This window comes from Alteromonas sp. H02 (assembly GCF_059682525.1).
In genome coordinates this window covers 3860000-3885218 of sequence record NZ_CM185021.1, presented here as the reverse complement: position 1 = coordinate 3885218, position 25219 = coordinate 3860000, and the positions used below count along the sequence as shown (strand labels likewise).

Annotated in this window: 19 protein-coding genes; 10 read left to right on the top strand and 9 right to left on the bottom strand. The window is 44.3% G+C overall.

Annotated features, from left to right (window positions below; all coding sequences use genetic code 11):
* Positions 1 to 72: 72 nt before the first annotated feature.
* The 3 genes from AC566Q_RS18010 to AC566Q_RS18000 form a co-directional block, all read right to left on the bottom strand.
* Positions 73 to 1431 (bottom strand): alpha/beta hydrolase, encoded by a 1359-nt coding sequence (locus AC566Q_RS18010; protein ID WP_499609094.1) that lies wholly within the window; start codon positions 1429 to 1431, stop codon positions 73 to 75.
* A gap of 87 nt (positions 1432 to 1518) precedes the next feature.
* The gene (locus AC566Q_RS18005) at positions 1519 to 1980 is read right to left on the bottom strand and encodes a hypothetical protein (RefSeq protein ID WP_499609090.1); all 462 of its coding nucleotides are present in this window, start codon (positions 1978 to 1980) and stop codon (positions 1519 to 1521) included.
* A gap of 200 nt (positions 1981 to 2180) precedes the next feature.
* Complete coding sequence (locus AC566Q_RS18000; protein WP_499609087.1) at positions 2181 to 2486, bottom strand: hypothetical protein; 306 nt, start codon at positions 2484 to 2486, stop codon at positions 2181 to 2183.
* 125 nt (positions 2487 to 2611) lie between these two features.
* Between AC566Q_RS18000 and AC566Q_RS17995 the strand changes: the two genes are divergently transcribed.
* The gene (locus tag AC566Q_RS17995; RefSeq protein ID WP_499609084.1) at positions 2612 to 3271 is read left to right on the top strand and encodes a hypothetical protein; all 660 of its coding nucleotides are present in this window, start codon (positions 2612 to 2614) and stop codon (positions 3269 to 3271) included.
* 275 nt (positions 3272 to 3546) lie between these two features.
* Positions 3547 to 4767, top strand: coding sequence for a lipid A-modifier LpxR family protein (locus AC566Q_RS17990; RefSeq protein ID WP_499609081.1), 1221 nt, complete (start codon positions 3547 to 3549; stop codon positions 4765 to 4767).
* Between the two features lie 517 nt (positions 4768 to 5284).
* Here the strand turns inward: AC566Q_RS17990 and AC566Q_RS17985 are convergent.
* A complete protein-coding gene (locus tag AC566Q_RS17985; RefSeq protein WP_499609077.1) occupies positions 5285 to 5794 on the bottom strand; it encodes a hypothetical protein in 510 nt (169 codons plus the stop codon).
* A 343-nt stretch (positions 5795 to 6137) separates the two neighbouring features.
* Between AC566Q_RS17985 and AC566Q_RS17980 the strand changes: the two genes are divergently transcribed.
* Positions 6138 to 6455: a hypothetical protein gene (locus AC566Q_RS17980; RefSeq protein ID WP_499609074.1), complete on the top strand. Its 318-nt coding sequence runs from the start codon at positions 6138 to 6140 to the stop codon at positions 6453 to 6455.
* A gap of 87 nt (positions 6456 to 6542) precedes the next feature.
* On the opposite strand, the gene AC566Q_RS17975 is transcribed toward AC566Q_RS17980, so the two are convergent.
* On the bottom strand, positions 6543 to 7646 hold the full coding sequence (locus AC566Q_RS17975; RefSeq protein ID WP_499609071.1) for a tyrosine-type recombinase/integrase: 1104 nt from the start codon (positions 7644 to 7646) through the stop codon (positions 6543 to 6545).
* A 453-nt stretch (positions 7647 to 8099) separates the two neighbouring features.
* On the opposite strand from AC566Q_RS17975, the gene AC566Q_RS17970 reads away from it, so the two are divergent.
* From AC566Q_RS17970 to AC566Q_RS17960, 3 genes are all read left to right on the top strand, one after another.
* Entirely contained in the window at positions 8100 to 8732 is a 633-nt protein-coding gene (locus AC566Q_RS17970) for a hypothetical protein (RefSeq protein ID WP_499609068.1), read from the top strand.
* Positions 8729 to 8974, top strand: coding sequence for a helix-turn-helix domain-containing protein (locus AC566Q_RS17965; RefSeq protein ID WP_499609065.1), 246 nt, complete (start codon positions 8729 to 8731; stop codon positions 8972 to 8974). Before AC566Q_RS17970 ends, AC566Q_RS17965 begins: the two co-directional genes overlap by 4 nt.
* Positions 8975 to 9044: 70 nt before the next feature.
* Entirely contained in the window at positions 9045 to 9716 is a 672-nt protein-coding gene (locus AC566Q_RS17960) for a hypothetical protein (protein ID WP_499609062.1), read from the top strand.
* Positions 9717 to 9791: 75 nt separating this feature from the next.
* Here the strand turns inward: AC566Q_RS17960 and AC566Q_RS17955 are convergent, their stop codons facing one another.
* Genes AC566Q_RS17955 through AC566Q_RS17940 form a run of 4 tightly spaced genes read right to left on the bottom strand, consistent with a single transcriptional unit; the run spans position 9792 to position 16186 of the window.
* On the bottom strand, positions 9792 to 10643 hold the full coding sequence (locus AC566Q_RS17955; RefSeq protein WP_499609059.1) for a DUF7281 domain-containing protein: 852 nt from the start codon (positions 10641 to 10643) through the stop codon (positions 9792 to 9794).
* Complete coding sequence (locus tag AC566Q_RS17950; protein WP_499609056.1) at positions 10640 to 11863, bottom strand: hypothetical protein; 1224 nt, start codon at positions 11861 to 11863, stop codon at positions 10640 to 10642. The genes AC566Q_RS17955 and AC566Q_RS17950 overlap by 4 nt, the downstream gene beginning before the upstream one ends.
* Entirely contained in the window at positions 11863 to 12495 is a 633-nt protein-coding gene (locus AC566Q_RS17945; protein WP_499609051.1) for a condensin complex protein MksE, read from the bottom strand. Before AC566Q_RS17945 ends, AC566Q_RS17950 begins: the two co-directional genes overlap by 1 nt.
* A 4-nt stretch (positions 12496 to 12499) precedes the next feature.
* Positions 12500 to 16186, bottom strand: a complete 3687-nt coding sequence (locus AC566Q_RS17940; RefSeq protein ID WP_499609045.1) for an ATP-binding protein — start codon at positions 16184 to 16186, stop codon at positions 12500 to 12502.
* 196 nt (positions 16187 to 16382) lie between these two features.
* Between AC566Q_RS17940 and AC566Q_RS17935 the strand changes: the two genes are divergently transcribed.
* The 4 genes from AC566Q_RS17935 to AC566Q_RS17920 all read left to right on the top strand — a co-directional run bounded on the left by AC566Q_RS17935 (position 16383) and on the right by AC566Q_RS17920 (position 25145).
* Positions 16383 to 16934 (top strand): hypothetical protein, encoded by a 552-nt coding sequence (locus AC566Q_RS17935; RefSeq protein WP_499609038.1) that lies wholly within the window; start codon positions 16383 to 16385, stop codon positions 16932 to 16934.
* A gap of 136 nt (positions 16935 to 17070) precedes the next feature.
* Positions 17071 to 17241: a DNA adenine methylase gene (locus AC566Q_RS17930; protein WP_499609023.1), complete on the top strand. Its 171-nt coding sequence runs from the start codon at positions 17071 to 17073 to the stop codon at positions 17239 to 17241.
* Positions 17242 to 17343: 102 nt separating this feature from the next.
* Positions 17344 to 20325: a Tn3 family transposase gene (locus AC566Q_RS17925; RefSeq protein ID WP_250245381.1), complete on the top strand. Its 2982-nt coding sequence runs from the start codon at positions 17344 to 17346 to the stop codon at positions 20323 to 20325.
* 2 nt (positions 20326 to 20327) lie between these two features.
* Positions 20328 to 25145: an amino acid adenylation domain-containing protein gene (locus AC566Q_RS17920; protein WP_499609007.1), complete on the top strand. Its 4818-nt coding sequence runs from the start codon at positions 20328 to 20330 to the stop codon at positions 25143 to 25145.
* Positions 25146 to 25219 lie beyond the last annotated feature (74 nt).

Sequence of the window (25219 nt, the reverse complement as noted above, 5' to 3'; positions counted from 1 at the left end):
AGCACAAGTTGTATCGATATTTGTGGATAAGCCTTTAAAGCCCCTGATAGCCAGGGGCTTATTGGCCGGCCGTCAGTCGATGCTACCAATGAAACTGAATATTTCGGTTTCCATTGTTTCATAATCCGGATTATAGACTCCGCGACGGATGCTTTTAATCCCGCCATAGCGCTCTTTAAATGAATCTGTTGTTTCACCCACAACGAAAGATGGCAACACAGCCCTTTTGCATTCCTCAAACTCTTTGAAATCTTTATCTTCAAAGTAATGCTTACATTGCTTGTAGGCACCGTTGACGCCGTAATGTGGGTCAGATGGGGGAACAGATAACGCTGTATGCGCAAAGCTCTTATAATAATCGGGTAAACCTATCTCTTCTGCTTCCCTGACAAAAATATTCTGCTTACAGGCACCTTTTCCCTCATCAAAATAAGCCAGTTTTTCTTTTTTATTGGTATCAGCGTGTTGGTACCAGACCATTCTCTTAGTATCAGTCTCAGCTGAGCAGAAATACTTAAGAGCGGCCTCTGCACTGACCGTATCATCATCGGCACTAATTGCGATAAATAGCGGCAACTTGAATCGATACTTTTTATCCAGGAGGTTCTTTGTCAGCTTATAAAACTCAGCTGCTGCGTGCGTCGAGAATGTTTCGTATCGTACTGCATCCTCTTCGGGGAATACCGTAGACCATGGCACAAAATACTGTGCTGCTGGTGCTAAAAAAGCCAACCGGTTTTTTGCTTTGATTGCGGCTGAAATCATGACAGCCCCTTTCAATTTTTTCTCTGGGTTCTTTAGACCAGCAATGTGATTAATAAGGAGTGGCGCACCGGTGGAAAATGTCATGACGTAAAGAGAATCGACCTCATCGATGTCATCAAAGCTTCTGATCCCATATCTCGTCGTTGCCAGCCATTGCCTATACGTCATTTCAGTGGGTTTATCTGAAAGGTTTGAATCACCTGGTACCGTGCTATGGCCCGGTAGCACAACAGCTCGGATCACAGCACATGGAAATTTAGCTCGTGTTGACGCTGCAAGGCCGCGCATCAGGTAAGGGCTGTCCGTGAGACCGTGTATCAGTAAGAACCCCTTATTTGAACCACCAGCATCAACACCCTCAGGGCACATGGCGTCATCGATAGGTACCTCAAAGGGCGCTCTGAATTCGACAGCATCTTCCAGCGTATAGTCACCTTGAAACTTACTGGGATCGAGACGGCCTTGCATTGCCTCACGTATTTGCTGTGTATTTGTTTGAACATACTCATCAAAAGGGATCAGTTCATTCTTCGGAGGAGTGGGTGGAGAGGGGGGTTGTAACCCATTACCAGATTCTTCTAAGTAAATCGGTCTCGGTCCAGAACTACACCCGAGAGCAAGACAGACTGTTAATATGAGAAATATTGATTTTAAATTATTAGACATGCGCCTTCCTGGACTGGTTATTATTTAACCAATCTATTGCGCTTTATGGAATTTGTCCAGTTAAACTCGACCGGCACGCCTGACAGACTAAAGGGTTAATCTGTCCTTAGAAATTTGAATGGCGTCTGAAAACGGCCAATTTCCCTGTCTAATTAAATATGTCTGTTCATTGTGAAGGACTAATAGGTTTGGCCCGGTTTCACCTGATTGGTTTGCTCTTAACAGGAACATACACAGATTGCTTTCGCTACTATCCTCTACAACACACATATCGACCAAGCCCAGTTCGTCAGCTACATAACGAGAACTCACCATCCCCCAGGCTTCATATTCTTCGTGAGAAGTGTAAAAGTGAGCCTGACTGGTGTACTCAGCGCCAACCAAAAAAACCGATCCCCATAAATACCCCACACCAAGATGCAAAGCGATAGAAAGCTTACTTCGTTTCGGTTTTATCCATTCATTCCTTAACGAAACAAGCGTAACAAGCACAGCAATACCTGTAATCAACGTAACAAAAAAAGGGCCCCAGTAACCATCCGTAAACACTCTAACGATCCTTAATCATTTCTAATGCGGCAACATTCATGAATTTACCACTAGTTTTATACAAAGAGTAATGAAAAGAGAGGCTTCAGTGCAACATCACTTCCAAACCTGCCTAGCCCAATAAAAGTGTATTACCCACCGCTTCACCACAAAGTAGCGCGCTATTCAACCGGTGTTAGCTTGAATACAAGACCGACGATTTAAAGCTCTTTTAACTGAGGTTTATTAAGCGTCTTGCCGTCATTAAAACCGAGCACAAACGCTTCGCCTTTTAATAGCAGGCCTCGCCCAAGAACAATATGAATATAATCGTGCTGATGTAAATCGGTCGCGCCGTTAAATATATCGAAGCCCGGCAACCAATCGTAGTTGGGATTTTCCACCAGTTTAACCATCAGCGGTATATCATCCTGAGATAACCCAATTGCTTTTAGTTCAGCAAAACATTCACCCAATTTTCTATGGCCATCACTTAGAGGCACATGCCATTGTTCACTTGTCGTCATGCTACATATACTCCAGAACGAAAAATATCAGTGTATTAACCGTCTATTTCAGATTCCTGGTGACTTGCGTTCTTCCAAATCTACTATCATACTCAAACTTACGATTAAGATAGGGTATTACTGATATGGATTTTGAGACGCTTGGAAGTGCCCAAGAACAAATTGAACAAGACTTACAAGCAGAAATAAATGACGCCGTTTTATTGAGAGAACGAGCTGAAGAACTCTTCGTGCAATTCGGCAACCCTGACCAGGCGAAAGAAACCGTTGACCAATCAAAGGCCTTATTAGCAGAATTGATAACCTTTGAAGAAAACGTTAAAAACTTCCCTATTCTTAACTTTTTGTATGCTGTTATAGCCAGAACCGCTCTAAATAGCTTAGATGCTCGTACAGCTATTAAATATGCTAATGCGGGTATCGCGGCAAACGAAAAACAAGCGGATCACGAAGGAGTTAATGTTAACAAGAAAGTACTTCTCGACACTGCATGTTTGGCCCAAGCATTTGATTGTGCATTAACAATGATTGATGAAACACCGGAAATCGAAGATCCTGGTGTAAGTGACATGCTTAAAGAAATTAGACAACCCGATTCAAAAAACGATAAAGCATTCAAGACATTAATCGAGAAAAAATCGGTACCTACCAGTCTTAAATATTGCCTTGATGAACAACTAGCCATAGAAGAAAGAGCTGTACGAACTGTAATGCAACAAATGGGCATTGGCAGAAACGAAGCCATGAAATATAAAAAACTCGCTGAAGAGATGATAGATAAGTAATTTATTTTCGTACTAAAGTGTCCGAGAACCAACTATTCAGTGCGGCAAATTTGAGGACAGTCTAAAAGGAACAGATCACGCCAACGGAATCTAAAACTAAAAATCTCATCACTATAAACTTTCTGTACTCCTTGAGTGGTGGGAATAATCTTCACCACAACTCAACGGTAACAAGTGCCAAAATGGCTACGAACAACCACTTAAAACATAAACAATGTAAATATACGAATACGTGGCTATAATTTGAGCAGACCGAAACCTTAACAAGGACTGTTATGCTCCGTTTTGTATATACCATTGCCGTATTTCTTACCACTACGGCGCAGGCCCAGAGCAATCTCATTGACGCCTACAAAGAAACGGTTAAAAGCCCAGTAACAACATGGGTGCTCGATTCCGAAAACGATGCGTACCGAGGTTCAGACCGCTATTACACCAATGGCATTCGCTTTACCCGATATCACCAGGGCGCTGCAAAACTGACGCTTAATGGTAAGCATTTCGCTTCTTTTGATAACGATGAAAAATTCATAACGGTACCAGGCGCTCCTCAACCAACATTACGCAACTCAGGTCCATCCGACTGCACCGATGAGCCAGAAAGTGCTTATCAAATGTATTACCAGGCGAATAAACTGGGCTGCTTTAATGATGGCCAGGACATAGACGTTCATAAACATTATGCTGGATGGACGTTCGCAAACTTGATTTATACCCCAACTGAAATCACTGCCACCTTTGATGAATTTCAACCCTACGACAGACCGTATGCCGGGTACACTTATTTTGGCAGATTTGTAGAGACTGTACGTGCCAATGACTCTTCAACGCACTACGAAGTACAAGCAGGCATTTTAGGTAAAGCCTCAATGTCCCAAACAGTTCAGCGCGTATGGCACAAAATATTTGGTTTCGACCGGCCAGAATGGGACAAACAAATAGATACTGAGCCGGCCCTGCAGGTGAACGTACGATACCGCTTCGCCGTTCCCTCATACCTTAAGTACGACCTTGACGAAAGCGCCAATATTCGATTGTTTGATATTCAGCCTTATCTCTTCGCAGAGGTGGGGACTGTCTTTGTGAGGGCTACAGCCGGCATTGATGCCAGAATTGGTTTCAACATGAAGGGCCAATTTAGTGGGCAAAAAATCACTGATTCTTTACCTAAGGCTTTCGACAGTTCCATCTTGACTGACGAATCAGGTTGCATGCTCTATATTTTGTGCTTACCGGAAAGCGGTTATTTATTCGGAAAAATTGAAGAAACCGGCGTGCTTCGCAATTCCACCATTGAAGGAGGAATGTTTACGTCGTCAGAATATACCCAGGATATTCGCCACCACGTTAGAACAACCAGTTTAGGTGCCAAGATTAATTGGGAAAACTGGTGGTTGTCTGTGGCTTTTAACAATCGTAGCCCGGAAATAAAAGGTATCCCGTTTGACAGTAAATACCATCGATGGGGTGAATTCCAGATTGGAGGCAATTGGTAATTGGCACAATGGCAATTTACCTTGGCGAACCAAGTATTCCTATCCATGCTTCACCACTAGCAAAGACGATCGCAAGCAATGCAGTAGACGACATAAATCTTGCTAATTAATACGCCAACTTAACTTCTAAAGTCACAAGATACTCATTGGATGTCACACAGGTAAATAACTTATTCTCCAGCTCTGCCGAGCAATAACCAATTGGTTCGTGGAAATCTACTTGCACTTCTGACCCCCCGTTATTCTTACTTACCAGGTGTATGGTCCCATATTGCAATTGCTTACCATAAATCCGCCCGCACGTATGGGTGAATTTATCAACGACTTGGTTAGTCGGATCGAATGCTCACTTCACACCGCTCAAGTTGTTTCGGGTGTGATGTTGAAAAGGCCTGAAATGCACAGCAGAATAAAGTTAGCCCAACTATCAATCGAAACACATAGATCCCTTAGAGTAGACCAAGCATTACCCCAATATATAACCAACGAGACTTAACCATCAATCTTCCTTAAATTACTAATAGGTATCACATACCGCCTTAACTTTCTCAAACAAAGACTCTGTCTTCGGTAATGGGTCTCTCGTTCGCTGGAAACGCCCTTCGATGACACGACACGCATGATTTAGAGAGTTAAGCAATCTGGGAGGTTTATCAGCAATCATCATCGCCATATTTATTGGCTCTGCGTCACCTTTAAGCATTTCGTATCCAGCCAAACCAGAATAGGTAACCAGGTCAGAATTGGTCTCTGTACTTTCCTCTTCCATTGAGGCTTGAGGTATTTCTTCACTCGATGTAGGTTCATCTTCCCCTGGAATGAAAAGCCATACAACAAAGCCCAAAAGTAACACTAAAAATAGGAGTCCTTGTAGTGCGTTCTTTTTATCTTCATTTTTAGTAGGATGGTCACCATAAGTGCGATTTTCTGAAGCTGTTATTGAAGCCCCACAGCCATTACAGACAGTGGTTAATTTGCTAACACTGGCCCCGCATTTCGGGCATTTTCGTTTTACATTGCTACTCACCTTGAACTCCTTTTCAGCAAAATACTGGAAGACCAAATTCGTCTTATCTAACTGAGTGCATACACTACCATAATAAAATCGGAGCGTTACCCAAACTTGTCTATTAGCTCACGCATTTACGTCTTGTCTACCATATTGTATCGCTGTAACGTGTCAGACATTGCAAGAGATACCCTCAGGCAGTATTTATCGACTCTTTTCGACGGCGTACCCGTAGCGCCCATAAAATTTACTCTGATAAAGCGTTTGTATTTATGAAGTATTTCAATGGTGATTGACGAAAAATGATGGCTAATACACTAGACCTAACTATTGAAAATACTACCTTTAAGTCGAGGAATTTATGTTTAAATGGGTGGCTCTCTTTGTAGCAGTATTATTTGCAACAGCATTTTATGACACATATACCTGGAACAGTCTTTCAGAGGCTGAGCAAGCTAAAATCATAGAGCAAAAACAATCAGAAGAACGGCTTGCTAAAGAAGCTGAATCAGAGATTGCTCAAAAAAATGAGGATCTCAAAGCGCAGGGCTGGTCTGATACACCACCCGAAAAATACGCAGAGAAATTTATTGCCGAAGGATACTATCTTTATGTGTTTCTGCTCATTATTCCGACGGTCCTATTCAAAATTCAGCAGTCATTTACAGAACCCCGTTAGATTAATTCGATTAAATCAATTCGTCGCCGTCCTTGTTTCACTGTAAATATCTCGAGTTGTTAATTAGTGTGATTGCATAACTCTACATTAACCATGGCGACTGTCTTTATCCCGAAGTTTTGTCGTTTGGGCCTCAATCTTCATATTGTAGCGCTGGGTTGTTTGAACATTGGCATGACGCATTAAGTGTTGTGCCGTACTCTCGCCGTATTTTTCAATTTTATCCGTACAAAACGTACGCCTAAGATCATGCGGCGCTATTGATGCAACGCCAGCAGCAGCACACGCTTCATTAATAATATATCGCACGCCTACACCGCGCAGGGGCTCATCGCGCAAGGTGTCGTTCTTGCTGGCTGCGGTAAAGATATGATCACGCTCCAATTGCGGCTGCCAGGTGTTAAGATAGGCCATCAGCGGATCCCACGCCTCATCCCATAGCGGACGCTCGGCATGTTTGTCACCTTTGCCTCGGATCATCAGTGAACGCGCCTTGAAATCAATGTCCTGGTATTGAATGAGTCCGATTTCGCTGCGACGCAACCCGGCGTGCAGTAACAACGCAAAGATGGCTGCATCACGCATACCGCGGCATGTTGTTAGCGTACTCAGGTAACGCGTAACAGCTTCATGTGTTTCTTTAGGGATATATTGCCCGAGCAAGGGTCTGTCTACTTCTTTTACCTTGATCCTCGCAATGGCAAATATTTCGGTCACTGGCACTTTCTGCACATCCGCATAAAAGCTCATGACTTGCTTGAACACCGACTTATATAAATTCCGGGTCGCCTGCGAAGCCGGCGCTAACTGTTTCTCTTTAACACCAGACTTATTCTTCACATAACGGATCACCGTCATGTCTTTGAGCATCAATGCAAAGTCTGAGGCTTTCTGCAGTTCCCATGGAAACGTAAAGATATTAACCTCATCATCATCACTAACAACAACATCAGGTTCGAGCATTTTAGCGATACGTTTGATGATGTTCGTGACTTTTACGCACGATTCGATGGAATGTAGTGACGCAAGGTATTGGATGATTGGGTGTTCTTTATAGGCAGAGCGTACATGGAGTTCAGTCAAACCATACTGCTTAAATTTAGCTACCTGGTCGTCCTTCAATGGCGTTTCATCAGACCCAGATGGACTGATATCGTACCGTGATTCATCGTGTTTCGTCACCAAAGCCATTCAATTTGTTCCTTCGCGCTTGCGATCTTTTCTGTCTGAAAATGGGTTGTTGTAAGTTTTATTTGTATGCTCGGAAATTGTTAACGGCTCTATTATACAGATCCTAATTACTGTCGGTAAGAGTCATTTCCGTTAGTTATATAAACCTAATATATAGGGCAGGAGGGTTAACTGTCAACAAAAGCGTGTTACATCATGTTTTTTTGAATCGGGGTAGGGGGTAAGAAATTAAAAAGTATTTCAACCATGATGTAACACGCTTTTCGCAGAGTAGGGCAGTTCAAAATCATTTCGCTACCGTGTTACATCATGTTATTGTGTTTCTTTAAGAAAGTAGAAATAGACTCAGACCTAACTTTTCGAATAGTAGGATTGGTAAGTTTCACGAAATAAAGTGACCAGAAGTGGCTAGTACCCTTTTAAGAAAATCACCAGACAAGATCAGTATAGCGCATGGCTAAAAATTCACCAGATCCCATTTGGATAAAGTACCGGGACTCTTTGTTGCTGGCATTTTTTGCGCCGGCAGATCCCAGTGACTTTGAAAGCAAAGAAGTCCCGCCTGAGAAATACTGGCAATCAATTTGCGAACACCTGAAGCGCTCCGACAATCTTAATGACGCCGTCAAAATGCTAAAAGGGCTGGTCACTCAAGAGAAAATAGAACAGTTGAGGGTCAGGTACCGAAGTTACAAATACCGGGTGGGTAAATCAAAGAAAACCCTTCAAATCGAAGAGGCCACCCACGACCGGATCATGATGGCCAAAAAAGAACTGCATTTTGATAGTGTGGATGAAGCCCTACACCATTTAATCAGTCCCAATTATGCCCGAGGCGAATATGCCGCTGAGCGCCAGGCCTTGGCGGATATGCCGTTTGATATTGACGCACCTTATCTCACGAGCTTACTGAATAGGCTCTCTCGCAATGACCGGGAAATGCTGTTGCTGGCCCTGGAGAGAGCATTTATGGATGGTTGGTCATCGGCGAAGGCCAGTCGTTCCAAAAAGCCAGATGCCAGATCCAAAGCCACCAGTGAATATATTAGCCAGTACAACAAATTTACAACAAAACCCAAAATATGAAAATTTCAACACTGCATTCTCCGGCTAATAAACAATTGCAAACTTGGCTTAAAACAAAACGCATTGAAAAAGGTCTAACCTTACGAGACTTATCAGCATTAACGGGTAAACACTTTTCGATTTATGGCAAAATTGAAACAGGAGAGAGAAATATAACCGTTATCGAATATCTGGAGTTGTGCAAAGCATTTGATGCAGATCCTGTAGAGGGTAGCGTGCTTATCACAAAAAAGCTAAATTGACTGACAAGTCTAATAGGAGCAAGATGTCTGGATATTCAACCTATAGGTAATTCAGTCTGTGGTAAACAAAATGACTAATTTTATACCAGACGAACAGTTAGCGCTCCATGATTGCATTTGTGAAGTTGTAAAAAGCGTACCAGAACCCATAGCCATTATTGCTAAAGCAACTGGTATTCGCACAGAAACACTTAATGATTTTTTATCTTTAAAACAGGCTCTTAGTTGGCGACAGCATCAGGAGTTATTTGCCTACTTCAGATGCGAGTACAATCCATTTCATTTAGAAAATAATTACATAGAATTCGCAGCAGGAGGTCAAACCCTATACCCTAAAGACCGTGAGGGAATAATTGAACTCTACGATTCAATCACCAACGGTGGTGATACAGTTTTTGCAATTCACTTAATCAACAACAATGGTTTATATAGTAGCAGTAAACGATACATTCTTGTCCACACCTGTATTTATAGCTATTCTCTGTTGATAATTGAAGGCTTAAAAAAATGCGCAATATTCGATAGATTAATAAACGATGGCGAACTCATTAATTTCCTGGGAGACCGAATAGCTTGTGATGGTTTTTGGAGAGAATTGGAACATCACGAACAGATGATCAAGGATAAGCCAGAAAATAGGAGAATATTAGATGCAAAATTTTTTAACCCGCAAAACTGGCTTTTATTTGAACAAGTAAGTGTTTCATACCCACCAAAAAATGTTCGCCACTTTGTATCTTGAGCTACGGTCTTAGGCCATCTATTTACTTAGATGGCCGGCTAAGTTTTTCAAAACCAGACTCTCCGGGAAATTACATTATAACTTCCACTCTTGAAGAGCTAAATTATGTGCGCACATGTGCTCTTGCATTATAGCCAACTGATTTTCTTGAATCTTCAATAAAGGTACTGACAAGGTGTTTGGAATTTTTCTTATCAACTGATTTAGCTGTTCACTCTGCTTCCAGAATGCACTCGTTTTATTAATCAGTTGAAGCGAGCTCATATCTGCGAAAACTTCTCCTAAATCTGGCAATATCAGAGAGTCGAAGCCTATAGTACTCTCAATGCCGAGAAGCAATCCAGCAGGATCGAAATCGAAAAAGCCGACTTTTTTTAACGGCGATGAACGCGCGATCAAACTAATTAGTTCACTCGCATCTTGTCCATGGCCGCGGTAAACAAATAGTGCATCTTGAATACTATCAGGCCATCCAAGCCGATCCAGGCTACACATTAGGTCGCCATTTTCCACTACCACAACCACTTCATCGCTTATGTTAAGTGAGGTACCTGGAACGGATAAAAAACAACCAGTAGGGAGAACAGCTTCGCCATGTACCGTATTAATAGGTTTGCTGGTAATTCGCGCCACACGTAGTAATTGACTGAATACCGGTACCCCAAACCCTTTTTCATCCGTCGTAACAAACGCTGCTTCGACACGACGCTTTGGAATTTGCTGTCCTTGTCCGAAAGGGTCGAGACCAGTCTTGCGTTTTATATATTCTCTCAGCAAAGAACGGTCTTCTAGCGTAAAACTTATTCTGTCACCGATTACAACGCCAATACCGGTGTCATCATGTATCTGTTGCCAAGTCTTGTTTAATTTAGCCTCTTTTTCAGCTCTGGAAACAAGTCGTTGTACAGCCTTGAAATGGAGGTTCACTTCAATGACTCCTGACGACGTAACAGAATATCCTCAACCCATAAATTACCAGACATCTGTGCATCCACCCGCTCAACGAACCGCAGTTCTATATCTTTGCGATGTTCGCCCTTGATTGCATTGACCGCATTCACTAAACCCAAAAGCCATAGTTCTTTTGAACAGGGCAAATCGAATTGCTCATAAACCTTGGTCGCTGAAAATACACCATTTTGCTGGATAGTCAGTTCAATCAAGTTTTGAGCAGCAAGCCAAATAGGGTTTGATTCAAGCTCTACTTCTTCGGCATCCAGTCCGTCTACTACCGGCTCAGGGGTGTGTACCTCTACCTCTTTGCTGCCGCTAGTTTCTAGTTTACTGGCAATCTCAGCAAGCGCTAACGCTGATCCCTCATGATATGGGTTCGCGCGAGAACCGACCAAGAGTGCCGGCGCCTTATTTAAACTTTGAGGTATCGAATCAAGTGAGTCTAACGACGGTGAGTAATCGTCCTGCCGCTCATATAACTCCAAAACTTGCTCAACTAACCTGGTTTTTATTTGCTGTTCATTAATAACGTGCAGCATTTCACGCAAACGACCAATTGCATAATTGAGTTCTTCACTGCACCTGGCGATGGCCCGGGGAATAACCTTACGCAATAATAGCCGTAACTCAGTGTTATAACCTGCCTTGCTGTCTAATTCTTCAAAATCAAAGCTTTCTAATACATCGTTAAAATCACGGGCCCGGTTAACCATTCGCCGGTTTGCTTTAGCTCTAAGATCTAGATCACGGATTTCCGTAAAACCTGAATTAATATAGTGAGAATATCCCGCCAATGCATTGCGTAAGCTCTCTATCAATTGAAAGCCCAGCTCAAAGGCTTGCCCTAAGAAAGTATCAGCGTCCGTACTGGCGCCTTTTACATAGGCTTGTTGATAATCATCCACTGCACGCATCATTTCAGTCCACAATGAGCCCACTTCACTATTGGCCACAGAGATACGGTAACTGCGTGTCAATGTATCTAACGTTGTTGTCAGTGCCCGGCTTAATACCACCGGTTCATCCGGATCAATCTGCCACGCCAGGTGATGCTTTAGCATCGACTTTATCGCAGGCTGATTTTGCTCAGTCTCTAATAGCCGACTCTGCGTATTAAGGTAAGCATCCAGCAACGCATCAGCATGTGCGGCAATGGCCTTTAGACCATCTTTGGCATCATCTAACCGCGCCACTAGAATAACTCCGGTTGTTCATTGTCATCATCGTCACTTTCCAAATGCTCATGCGCTCGGATAAAGTCAAGAACATCGTACAGATAGCTCCAAAGACCCGTAGCGCGATACAATGCGCCAGACGTATCCTGCGCAACCAAATACCCTTTGTCTTTGAGTTTGCCGAGTATCTGGTCGATTTTAGCGCTGCTGTTTTTGGCAGATGATTTAAATAAACCGCTTTTTGTCAGTTCGTTCAGTTCATGCTGCTTGGCCGGTGAACTCTCTACCGCCTGTAACAATTCACTTTGTTTGACCAACATACCCGTTTCAACGGGTTGCCCCATGGCATTCGCTTCACGGACAAAACGCATCCAACGTAATAGCGGCTCTAAATCCTGTGCAACTTCACGAAACACCTGACGAATAGCCGTTTTCGCACCCGATTCTTCCACATCAAGAAAAGCACAATAATAAGCCCTGCCATCCTGCGTACAGGCCAGTCCACGGTCTATTTGCGCTAAATACTTCTCAATTTGGTCGCTATTCACATCGTTTTGTAAAAAATGAAATTCATTGGGGTATACCGTTTCACAGATCATGTGACCGGTTAGCAGCGCCTGCGCCACACTGGTAAAAGTTTCACTCGCCATATACTTAGCCCTCCACCATCAATTGATTTGATTGAGCTAAAAACGGATTATCAGTTTTCACTACCTGATCCTTAAATTGACGAACACCTTCTTTTACATTGATAAGGTATTTGTGGTCGAAGTGCTGCAAGATATTCGGATCGCTGGTAGGGAACGCGGAGTAGCAGTAAATGCCTTTCTCGGTGAGCATTTCAAACACCTTAGCAATGTTTGGAAGCGACAAATTGGCGAATTCATCGATACTCCAGTGCAGTTTAATGGCGTCATTAGGACAAAGGTAGCGTGTCATGCCCATGAAAATTACCAAAATCGCCAGATAAGAAAGTCCGTTACTGGACGCGTTTTCCATATCTCTCTGACTCGCTATGCGAGCATTTCTGCCATTTTCATTCAGATGAATAGTTAAGCGCAGTAAGGAGTCGATATTCTTACCAATCTTCGCCTGACTAAGCAGTTCGTTCGCCCTGTACAGAGAATCCAACAAAGCATCAGGCGGCAATATCTCACTTCTGGATTCACGCCAGGATTTCCATTGCTGATTAAAGGCTGTCAGTGCAGACCAATAATCTCCTTCCACAATGACTGAAGTAAGCTCAAAGGAAATATCGGATATTTCATCGAATGGGTTGCCAGTATTGACCTCGCGCCCCAGGTGACGTGACACACGCGCCACTTCTTTGTTTAGGCCATCAAGAATCGTATGGTATTTCGATAGGTTATCACCCACTGCCCGGACTTGCTCTAACAAACCATCTCTAATGGTCGGTAATTCAGTATTAAGCAACGTTTCGAGGTCAAGTGGTTGAGATAGCCTGAACTCATCGTCTGACTCTGATATACCCATACGGGACTGACGCTGGCCAACCAAATAATCCCACGCCCGATAAATTTTTGAATTGATAAACGTATTTAAAATCCGCTGCACACTGGCAATACCATTAAACACCTCATTACGCTTCTTGTATTCACTATCGAGAATTGACTGAATTTGTTTAATAAGGTGTTCAAGACTACCTGTACCAGTTTCCAGTTCCGTAGCATTCACAGGCACCGGGCAACGCTTAATCTGATACTGTCCTTGCTCGATTAACGTAGTAAGTTCTTTAAAGCGACTATTGGCCTGATCCTTTTCCTGTGTAAGCCTTTTGGTAATAGCTTGATATTCACTTTTTAACTGAACCAGTTTAGTTTGAAGTGTTTGTAACTCTGTCGACTTCGAGGTCAGTTCAGATTGTAAGTCACTTAGTTGACTCAACCGGTGCTTTTCAAAGTGGTCGTATTCTTCCAGCGTATGAAGATATCCACTAACCTTTTTAATTAACGCTTCCTGTTGTTTAACGTTTTCCTCAGCCTGACGAATTTTGGCAGGTTCAACACCTTCTTCAGTGCACCGCTGCTCAAAAACTTCCTGAATCTCATCTTCTTTTTCTTTGCAAAGCTCATCGGCCTCTTCGCGACGTTCTACTAAATGAGCCGAATGGGTATCCAAATCACCCAGATCTGCCGCACAATTCGTTTTATGCTCTAATACTCCTTGGTCAAAATTATGCTTGAGCTGTTGTTTTTCTACTTCTGAATCTTTCTCAAACCGGGATAGCGCTAGTTTTAACGCATCCGCCTCTTTACGGTAGCCTTCCTGTCGCTTTCGCACCGCGCGTTTTGCTTCTGCATTCTTGTCTTTAATCTCCGTATATATCGCCGTCCATAACTCTTTCTGTGTATGAGCTCGACGTTCTAGAATACGCAGTGCTTTCTCTCGCTGACTCATATACTCAAAGATCTGTGCTTCCTGGTTGCGTAGATCATCAAGTTTATCTTCTACTGCAGCGAGTTTAATTTCGAGCCCACGTAATGATTCTTCGAGTTGCGAAATCTCCAGTGCAAACTCAGGCTTATCCAGTTTATGTAATGCTATTTCCCAGCCAAATAAACGAACATCACTGCCACTGTCATCCAATACTGGCTCTAAGTCTTCCCTGGCTAATATCTCTGCAGGTATCACCTTACCGATGGTCTCGGTCCAATCTGGATTATGCTCACGTAGAGCAGCCAGGAAACTATTTTTACTGGGCGTTATTAATTTCGTAATCCGTTCAATATCTGCCTGCAACCGTTGACGCTGCGATTCGTGATCACGACGAACCTCGATTATGCCATCTCGCTTATCACTGGCGTCATGATACAATTTTCGTTCAGTTGCTACTTCCAGCTCAGTACTGTTGCGCTGCTCATCCAATAAATCCCGCCGAGCCTCTAAATCGTTAATCGTCTGTATTTCTTCGTCAGTGAACGATGAGGACAACGCATTTTGTTGGACGACCGTCAACTGTTCTGCACGTCGTTGATACTCTTTTAAATGATCATCATTGTATTTCTCCAGTGCATCCTCTCGCTGCTTACGCACTTTCTCAATCAACGCCTCAAATTGCTTTGTGATCTGCTCGCGCTTTACGCTTAATTCAGTTCGTTGCTTATCAATATCTGAACGTATTTCGTCACGCACCTCTCTGACTCGAGCAATACTCTGCTGCTTTTCAGACGCTAAATCCTGTACCTGCTTGGTAATGTCAGCATAAAACTGCTCTAATTGTGACAATTCGCTTCGGTAGGACTTTAACTGAGCATAGTCAGCACGCATCTGAGGAATATCAATCTCATCAAAGCGTTCACGCTCATCCTGGATAGCATTTATTTCGCCTTCCAGGTGACGGACTCTACTGCTAAGAACATTTTCTTGCTCCCTTAAGGCCATGGACTGGCTGTGATACTGCAATTCATGCTGATTTATCTGGTCTTCATTCTCACGGATCATGATCGCCAGTTCATCGCAGGTCTGATGCGCCTCCAACAACCTTGATTTAAGTTGGCCGGCCACGGAATCACGTTGAGATAACAAGTCTTCCCGGTCATAGTAACTAGCAATACAACCACGAATGGCATTTTCCGATTGCGTGAACGTGCGAATAGAAGCGATATCCTCTCGTAAAGATTTATCCTTGAGCATATCCGAGCGTTCTTCGATATACAGTTCGTTAAATTGCGTTTCAGCAATCATCGTTTTAAACCGATCGAACATATCCTTGCGACTTAAAACTGAATAAGCCATTGCATCCAAATTACTCATGTAGCTATTTCGGCCACCCAAACAAAATTGATAAGCAAGCTCTCGTTCAGTGTTTTTCCCACGGCCATGACGTTGAAGTAATTTTTTGTCGTGCTGAATAATAGCGCGGTAATCAATAATGGTGTCGACTTGACGACTGACGTCAAATCCCAAACTGCTAATAGCCCGAAGCACATCTCCCATACCTGCTCCAGATTCCACCAGCGCCTTTATTGATGGAATGAGAAACGTTTCCTCAAAACCACCAGCAATAAATCGATAAATATGTTTGCTGCCGCTGGCATGACGATGCAGTACCGCTAAACGCGGACCATCATCACGAAGGTACTCAAAAATCAACGCACTAGATTGTTGAGGTAAGTAGTAATCAAGGAAAGAGACTTTGCCTGCAACCCTAAGCACAAGCCTATTGGGATCTGTACCATAAAACACTGGTACCAAATTAAGAGAGGAAGTTTTACCGGCACCATTGCCACCAGATAAATTAGTATGGCCGTTGACTTCGATTTGTACGATTTTACTCCGATAAATCGAGTTACTTAATACTATGTTTTGCAGTCCAAGCATTCAAATTCCTATTCACTACAACGCCAAAAGCTATTAACAAATAGTGTATTAAACCTACAAATACCTCAATATTTATTTAAATTTGCTGTATCTGAAAGGTCAGAAAAAATCAACTGTGGCGTATAATCTTAGTGTCGGTATATTGGCAAAAAGGAAACTCACTGATACCGTGATAAAAACAGGGATATATAACCATATGACAATCGTAAAAACACACGACCCCGAAATACGCTGTATGCCCTTTCAGAGTGACGCTGTTGAAGCTAATAGCATTCGCATCGTTAACAGTTTACGAGAGGAGGTGTTGGACGACTACCGGTTCAAATTAAGTAGCGATAATCTAAACGTAGACAGTTTAGGTTACAGTATCAACGTTGACGGAGCAGCTGTAGGTGAAATCTTTCTTGACCTGATCATGACTGGTAAATTTTACGACGATGATAGCCGATACCATTGCTTTGTATTAGGTGCTGCCGACTATGACGATGAGGATGTGGATACGCAATATTCAATCATACTAAATCCAAAGCAACCGCTTGTAGAGCAAATAGAACAAGTGTGTACACACCCAGTCGATGAAACCGAACAACAAATAGCCCGGTGTCTTAAACTCAAAACAGAAATTACCCAAAAGCTGATCCAAGCGACACAGTTTGTACAGAATGACATTGATAAGAGTCAATTCCTATCACCAGATGCCAAAGTTAAAGAAACCATGCTTCCGCGTGGGCCTGCCAGACGTATGTGACAAGCTACTAATACTTGGCTCAAAGAGTTTGCTAAAAAAGCGCGACCAAACCAATATGATACCGTTATGTATATAACACAAGTATTAAGGCTGAACAGCAAACTTAATACACTGGTATAAACCCTTTTAAATTGCCATGATGAAAGCACTCACCAGATCATATATGAAGTATCCGGGTTCCAAGCAACTCATGATGCCTAAGTTACTGCGACATTTGCCGAAAACCGGTGGCATCCTGATTGACGCCTTTACAGGAAGCTCATCAGTCGCCGGGGTTCTAGGGATTTTCCCCTCTAAAGTAACATAGAACGCTACAGGTATTATATTATATGGTCTGTGGCGGTGGGTTACCTTCCAATATTCTGCCATCTTATATAAACACCATCAATCATATTGGCGTTTATTCATCATGGCAATTAGTAATGAACTCTCGATTCTGACTCAGGCAGAACAACGAGACTTGTATTCAGCACCTCAGTTTTCTATTGAGGAACAACGTTTGTATTTTTCGCTAAACGATGTAGAACAGGCCGAATGCCGTACTATCAGGCTTACTAAACATCGTTGTTATTTCGTGGCGCTTCTGGGCTATTTTAAATCTAAGCCAGTGATCATTGCTCCGAGTTTCCGTGATATCAGTATCGACATGCAGTTTATTGCCTCCCAAATTCAAAGAGGTAAAGGGATCAGGCCTTTCAGTGTCAGTAAAATGCAGCGTGACCGTATTTACTCAAGGATACTGCGTCTACTTAATTACATTAAGTGGAATGAAAAACAGCACCTCAATGCTCTGTGCCACCACCTGGTTTACATTGGTCATACCTGGCTGGAGCCTCGACACCTCTTTGATGCGGCCATTGAATACCTTGCCAGCCATAACATTGCCATTCCTAAGTACTCCGTGCTTCAAAGACTGATAAGCCGCACAATGCAACAGGTCAGAAAAGACCTGACGCTCCAACTGAATCAACTTACCAGTAATGAACTTAACGTCTTTCTGGACAACATAATCACTACTAAAGACGACGGGCTGAGTCTGAGCCATCTCAGGGGTGGTGCCAAAAGTCTGACCGTGCCTGAGCTTAAAAAAGAGCTCGCCATTTACCACCGGTTAGCACCATGGCACACGCAAATAAATGACGTTGTGGACAGGCTCAATCTGTCGCTAAAAAATCGACAACACTTCAGCGGCCTTATTGATTACTACGGCAGTAAAGTGCGGCGCTTCAAACGCTCACAGCAGCACCTGTGGTTACTGTGTCATCTGACAGAGCGCATGCAACTTGCACTGGAGCGCCTGACGGATGGGTTTGTTTACCATATCCGAAAACAACAGGAAGCCGCCAACGCCTTTGCACAACAAGCAGTGTTCCTGTCCTGGCAGTCAGCTGCGGACAATGTCACGAAAGCGGCAGAGCTACTTCACCTGTTTGTTGACGAGAATATTGATGACAATCAGCCCTTCTCAGTAGTCAGACAACAGGCATTGAAGGTCATGAATGACAGGGATATCCAGACCCTCTGCCTTTACCTGAAAAAACAGAAACGGACCGTGGAAGAGTACCAGTGGCAATATTATGACGAACAACGAAACCTTCTGGAACAGTTGTTAAGACCAGTGTTCCTGTGCCTTGAATGTGAGGCCGGTAAAGGCTCAGAAGCCGTCGTCGCCCAACTTCAAAAGATGCAAACGGAAATTGTATCCGGTGAATCACTGATGACAATGGATACGTCGCTTATCCCCAAAAAGCACCTCCCATGGCTGGTGAAACAGGATAACGTTAATCCGCAACGTTATGAATGGCTGCTCTACCGGCAGTTAACTTCACGACTGAACGGACGTATTTATCTGTCAAATGTCACCAAATACCGGGCACTGGAAGACGACCTGATCCCCCAAACATCGCAGGATGCACTGCTGGAGTCATCAACGCTGGACAGACTAAAACAACCTGTTGACGCATTGTTACAGGAGAAACAACATCGACTGGAAAGCGCGCTCAAAGACGTGGCGTGCCATATTGATGAGGGAGATAATCGCAATGTAATCATGAAAAATCGCTCGGGCACCCGCTGGCACCTGCCAACAAAAGGCGCTACATCTCTGGTCAACAATCCCTTCTTTAAGCGAATGCAGCCAGTCGGTATCGCGGATGTCCTGCGGTATGTTGAGCGCGAAACCGGGTTTATGCGATGCCTGACACATGTGCTGCCAATACAAAAACAGGGAACTACTCATCAGGATGATTTACTGGCCATTCTGATTGCTAACGCCACTCACCGTGGTGTGTATGGTATGGCGCAGATCTCCGACCGCAGTTATGAACACCTGAGTACAGTACAGGCTAACTATATCCGACCTGAAACGCTGCATGATGCCAGCGACGTGATCAATAATGCGGTGGCTTCATTACCCATCTTCCGCCACTACCATATTCAGGAGGACCAGTTGCACGCCAGTGCGGATGGTCAGAAATTCGAAACGCATCTGGAAACGTTTAAAACCCGGTATTCCTCGAAGTACTTCGGTACCAATAAAGGGATCACGGCCATGACCCTGGTCGCCAATCACAGCGCGCTGAATGCACGGATAATCGGCTCCAACGAGCATGAATCACACTATATCTATGATCTGTTGCAATCCAACAGCAGCGATATCAAACCTGACGTACTCTCGACAGATACACACGGTGTCAATCACGTCAACTTCGCTTTATTGGATCTATGCGGCTACAGCTTTGCACCGCGATACGCGCAATTTAACAGCGTCATCAACGATCTGTTTGAGGTGACTGAAAATGAACAATGTAACACCATACTGGCGCTAAAGAAGCCTATCAGAACGAATGTTATTACAACGGGATGGCAAGATATCAGGCGTATTGTTCTGTCACTTCAGACAAAGCGGACGACACAAGCAATGCTGGTGAGAAAGCTGTCTGGTTACCCTTCTGGACACCCAATATTACAGGCTCTGACGGAGTATAATCGACTGGTTAAAGCGCAATATTTACTTGACTACATCGACGATGCCAGTTTGCGGCAGTATGTGCAACGTGCCCTGAACCGGGGAGAAGCATGGCACTTCCTTAGACGAGCCATTGCGTCGGTGAATGGTGATCAGTTCCGTGGCAAAAACGAGTCTGAAATCGCTATCTGGAATGAATGCGCAAGATTGCTTGCCAATGCGCTCATCTACTTCAACTCCGCGATACTGAGTCATCTTCTGGGACACTTTGAAGCGACAGGTGATGAAGAAAAAGCGGCTATCACTCGTGCTGTTTCGCCCGTTGCATGGCAAAGTATCAACTTAAGCGGGACGTATAACTTCACCAATACCGGAAAATTGCCTGATATTAGTGAAATTACGAAGCCAATCGTGGATGATTAAGCTTGGAAACGAAAGTAACCCACAGCTGGAGGCTATATAATACAAAGCCTGTAGCATTCTATGTTACTTTAGAGGGGAAAATCCCTAGAACCCCAAGTGCGGAGAACCTGGTTTATGTGATTTATACATCTGGCTCGACGGGGAAACCCAAAGGTGTCATGCAGACCCATCTGAACCTGTGTCGTTTGTTTGCCGTCACCCAGGAGAACTTTGGCTTTAATGAGCAGGATTGTGGGATATTGTTTCATTCCTTTTCGTTTGATTTTAGTGTCTGGGAACTTTGGGGAGCACTGGCGTTCGGCGGTAAACTGATCATGCCGACTCAGGCGCAGGTACACGATACCCCGGCGTTACTGAGGTTGTGTACCGAACAGGGATTAACGATACTCAATCAGACGCCTAGTGCCTTTAGGGTGTTGTGTCAGAGCATGATCGATACACAACAACCTTTGAAGGAGTTGCGGTGTATCGTTTTTGGTGGGGAAAGCCTTAGCCCGGGGCATATCTCGCCTTGGTTCAAACACTTTGGTGAGGCACCAACCCGGTTAATCAACATGTACGGCATTACGGAAACCACGATACATGTGACCTACAAAGAGATCACCGAGGCCCATTTGTCGGGGATCAGCATTGGTTGCCCTCTTGCAGATCAGTCGGTGTGCATTCTGGATGACAATCTGAGTCTGACGCCTTGGGGTAGTGTCGGAGAAATGTATGTGGGAGGAGCGGGCCTCGCGAGGGGATACCTGAATAATCCGGCGTTGACGTCGGAGCGCTTTATTACCAATCCCTACTTTGATGAAACCGACCCTGGCAGCAGCGCCCGGTTGTACAAGACAGGCGATCTGGTTCGCTACCGTGAAAATGGTGAGTTGGAATACGTGGGCCGAGCAGATTTTCAGGTGAAGGTACGGGGCTTCAGAATCGAGTTGGGTGAGATAGAGCATCAGATTTCACAGCAGGAAGGGGTTGAATCGGCGCTAGTGCAGGTCAACAGCCTGTCGGCGGAGGACCAACAATTGGTGGCCTATGTGAGGCCCAAAAGCTTGTCACAAGACTGGACATTGTTGCTGTCGTCATTAAAAGCAGTACTGCTAGAACAGTTGCCAGAATATATGGTGCCTAATCATTTTGTGAAAGTAGAACAATGGCCGTTAACCTCGAACGGTAAGGTAGACAGAAAGGCGTTACCTGAGGTTGACGTCAGTATTGAGGGTGAATATGTGGCGGCGGCAAATGAGGCTGAGGCAACGCTGCAGGCAATATGGTCAGATGTACTGGGTCTGGACCAAGCGAAGATCAGCACCACTGCCAATTTCTTTGAGTTGGGCGGCCATTCGTTGTTGGTAATGCAGTTGTCATATCAACTTAAAAAAGCGGGCTACAGAGCAGATATACAGGATTTATTTAAGGCTGATGATCTTACTCATATGGCGTCTCTGATGGCAACAGGCAACGCCGACATCAAGCAGGAATTTGTGCCTCCGACATATAGTTTACCGTTACATTGTGAATTGATAACGCCATCGATGTTGCCACTGGTTTCGCTCGAACAGCGAGAGATAAACGAGATTGCAGAGCGCGTTCCAGGCGGAATGACAAATATACAAGATATTTATCCCCTGGCACCATTACAAGAGGGCATTCTGTTTATTCACAGTTTAAATGAGCAGGTCGACCCTTATATCACCACATCTTTGTTTGAAGTGGACGACCGAGATTCGTTGGATAAGTTTATAGACGGTATAAAATTTATATTCAGCCGACATGATGTATTTCGTACTGCAATATTTTGGCGGAACCGCGAGCAGGCTATCCAGGTCGTACTCAGAGAGGTCGATTTGCAGATCGAGTATGCGTCTATGGACCTATCTTTGAATGAAGAACAACAACTGACAAAATTGGGCTTTCAAAGTGGGTTCTGGATGGATCTGGAAAAGCCACCATTGCTTCACGTAAAAGTTGCAACTGATGATGATTCTGGACGCTCTGTGGTGCTGGTTTATGGGCACCACTTGATCACTGATCACATCACACAGGACATATTGTATGAAGAGTTAGTCGAGTTTTATCGCGGGCACTCAGATCACATGACACCAGCCGTGCCATACCGCAATTACGTTGCTTACTCTAGGACATTGCTGAGCAATTTGAACAGCAACGCGTACTTTACTGAGATGCTCGCTGATTTTACAGAACCGTCACTGCCGTTTGAGCTGGTCAATGTGCAGGGTGATGGTCAGCAAATTCAGGAAATCAGACAAGAGCTTGACGCTGCTCTTAGTGGTGATATCAGGCGTATTTGTCGCGATCTACATCTGAGCCCGGCGGCATTTTTCCATAGTATTTGGGCGGTGGTTTTAGCCAACTGTTGTAATCAGGATGATGTGGTCTTTGGCACTGTTATGTCTGGCCGTATGATTGGTGTAGAAGGCACGGATAAAATGCCCGGGATGCTGATAAATACGTTGCCAATGAGAGTAAAGTTGGAGCAAAAATCAGCAACAGGTTTGATGAGGGACGTGAACGACAGGTTGCAAGCGCAGCTGCTCTTCGAGCAGGTTTCACTCATTGAAGCGCAAAGCTGTAGCGGATTAGATTCACGGATGCCATTGTTCAACTCTGTGTTAAATTATCGACATTCAACCATGGGCTCTGAAAATAGCGCAGAAGAAAGGTTACCATTCCGTTACCTGGGGGGCGATGAAACCAGTAATTACCCTTTCTGTATGTCTGTAGATGATTTTGGGCTTCACTTTTTGATCACTTTAGAGTTATGTGTCAGTTTAAATGCTGAGCGCATTTTGAGTTATGTCAATGCGGCCATTCAAACCTTTAGTGCGGCATTATATTCTGGTGAACAGCGACCGGTGGCCGATTTTTGTCTAGTTGTGGGCAAAGAGAAAGAACAGTTGTTAACGGGGTGGAATGCAAAGTCAGCGAATTTCCCGAAGGACAGGTGTCTTCATGAGTTGTTTGAGGCGCAAGTAGTAGCCCGCCCACAAAGCGTGGCGTTGCTACATAATGGTGACATGCTTACCTATGGCCAGCTCAACCAACGTGCCAATCGATTGGCCCATTACCTGATTGAGCAAGACGGTACTGCACCGGACTCGCTGGTTGGCATTTACCTAGAGCGCTCCTTTGAGATGGTAATTGCGATATTGGCGGTATTAAAAGCAGGTAAAGGGTATGTTCCGCTGGGGCCGGATGCGCCCCAGAAACGTCTTCAATATATGCTCAGGGACACCGGTGTGACACTGGTATTAACCTGTTCTGCGTTGGCAACACGTTTGCCGGCGCAACAAGTGCGCTCAGTTATGCTCGATGGCCTAGGCGATACTGCGGATAAGGTGCCTCAGGAATTTGCCGGGTTCGCCGCAGATAATCCGGACAAGCAGGCCGTGGCAATGAACGCAGCCAATCTGGCTTATGTGATCTACACCTCGGGTACGACAGGCCAGCCCAAAGGTGTGATGGTGGAGCATCGCAGTGTCATCAATACGCTGCTGTCGCTGACCAGAAGTTATGGTTACAGTAGCGATGAGGTTGGCATCTTGTTGTCCAGTTACACCTTTGATGCATCTGTGGAGCAGATGTTTCTGGCTCTGAGCAATGGTGGCCGCTTGGTGTTGCCTTGTGCTGATGATATGCATGAACCGACTCGTCTCAGAGAGCTGATTGTCAGGCATCAGGTCAGTCACCTAGATAGCACGCCTACTTTTCTTGCGGCGCTGTTGACTGATAGGGAGTTGCCGGGCCTGAATCGTGTCATTTCCGGTGGCGAAGCATTAACCCAGTCGCTGAGAGATTTGGTCAAAGATAAACTGGTGAATGTCTACGGCCCCACCGAAGCCAGCATTTCCTGTGCCCGCACAGCGCTGAACGTTGCGCATCCAAACAGCATTGGCAGGCCAATTGATAACACGTCATTTTTTATCCTCAACAGTGCACAGCAGTTGTTGCCAACCGGTGCCATAGGCGAGTTATATATTGGTGGAGCAGGGCTGACGCGGGGGTACCTCAACAACCCCTCGTTGACAGAAAAGAGTTTTATCACCAACCCCTTTTACGATGAGCGCGTTGCTGGCAGCAGCAAAAGGCTATACAAAACCGGAGATTTGGTGCGTTACCTTGACAATGGCGAAGTGGAATATATTGGGCGCGTGGATGAGCAGGTAAAGATCCGAGGATTCAGGATAGAGCTGGGAGAAATTGAGTATCAGTTGTCGCAGCAAGCGTCAATTGCTTCGAGTCTGGTGTTAGTCAAAGAAACCACTGGTGGAGACAAGAAATTGGTGGCGTATGTCATTCCTCAGGAAGAGGTGGAGGATCGTTTCCAATGGCAGTCGGCATTGAAGGCATCACTTTTGAACACCTTGCCGGAATATATGGTTCCGGCTTTGTATGTGTTAGTCACAGAGTGGCCGTTAACACCGACCGGAAAGGTGGATAAACTAGCCTTACTCCAAATTGAAATCCCCTTAGATTGGGAGTATATTGGTCCCACTTCTGAGACTGAAATTGCCCTGTCAGATATATGGGCTGAACTATTAGGACTAGACGTAAAACAGATCGGTTGCAACGCTAATTTTTTTGAATTAGGCGGGCACTCGTTACTTGTAATGCGCTTAATTGCTATGGTCAAAACTCAATTTAACGTACAACTATACGCCTATTCAATTTACGAAAGTCAAACACTTGAGAAGTTGTCTAAATTTATCGAGTTTGAAGTAGCAAATACACAGCAAAATAGTGTGTTCCACCAATTAACTCAGAATCACTCTTCGTCACAAGAACAAGATGTCTTAATCATTTAAATTCAACCTGTAACAATATTTTGTACTGTCACTGAGAGATTTTTTGTAAAAAAATAGCAGTTTTAGCTTAAGGA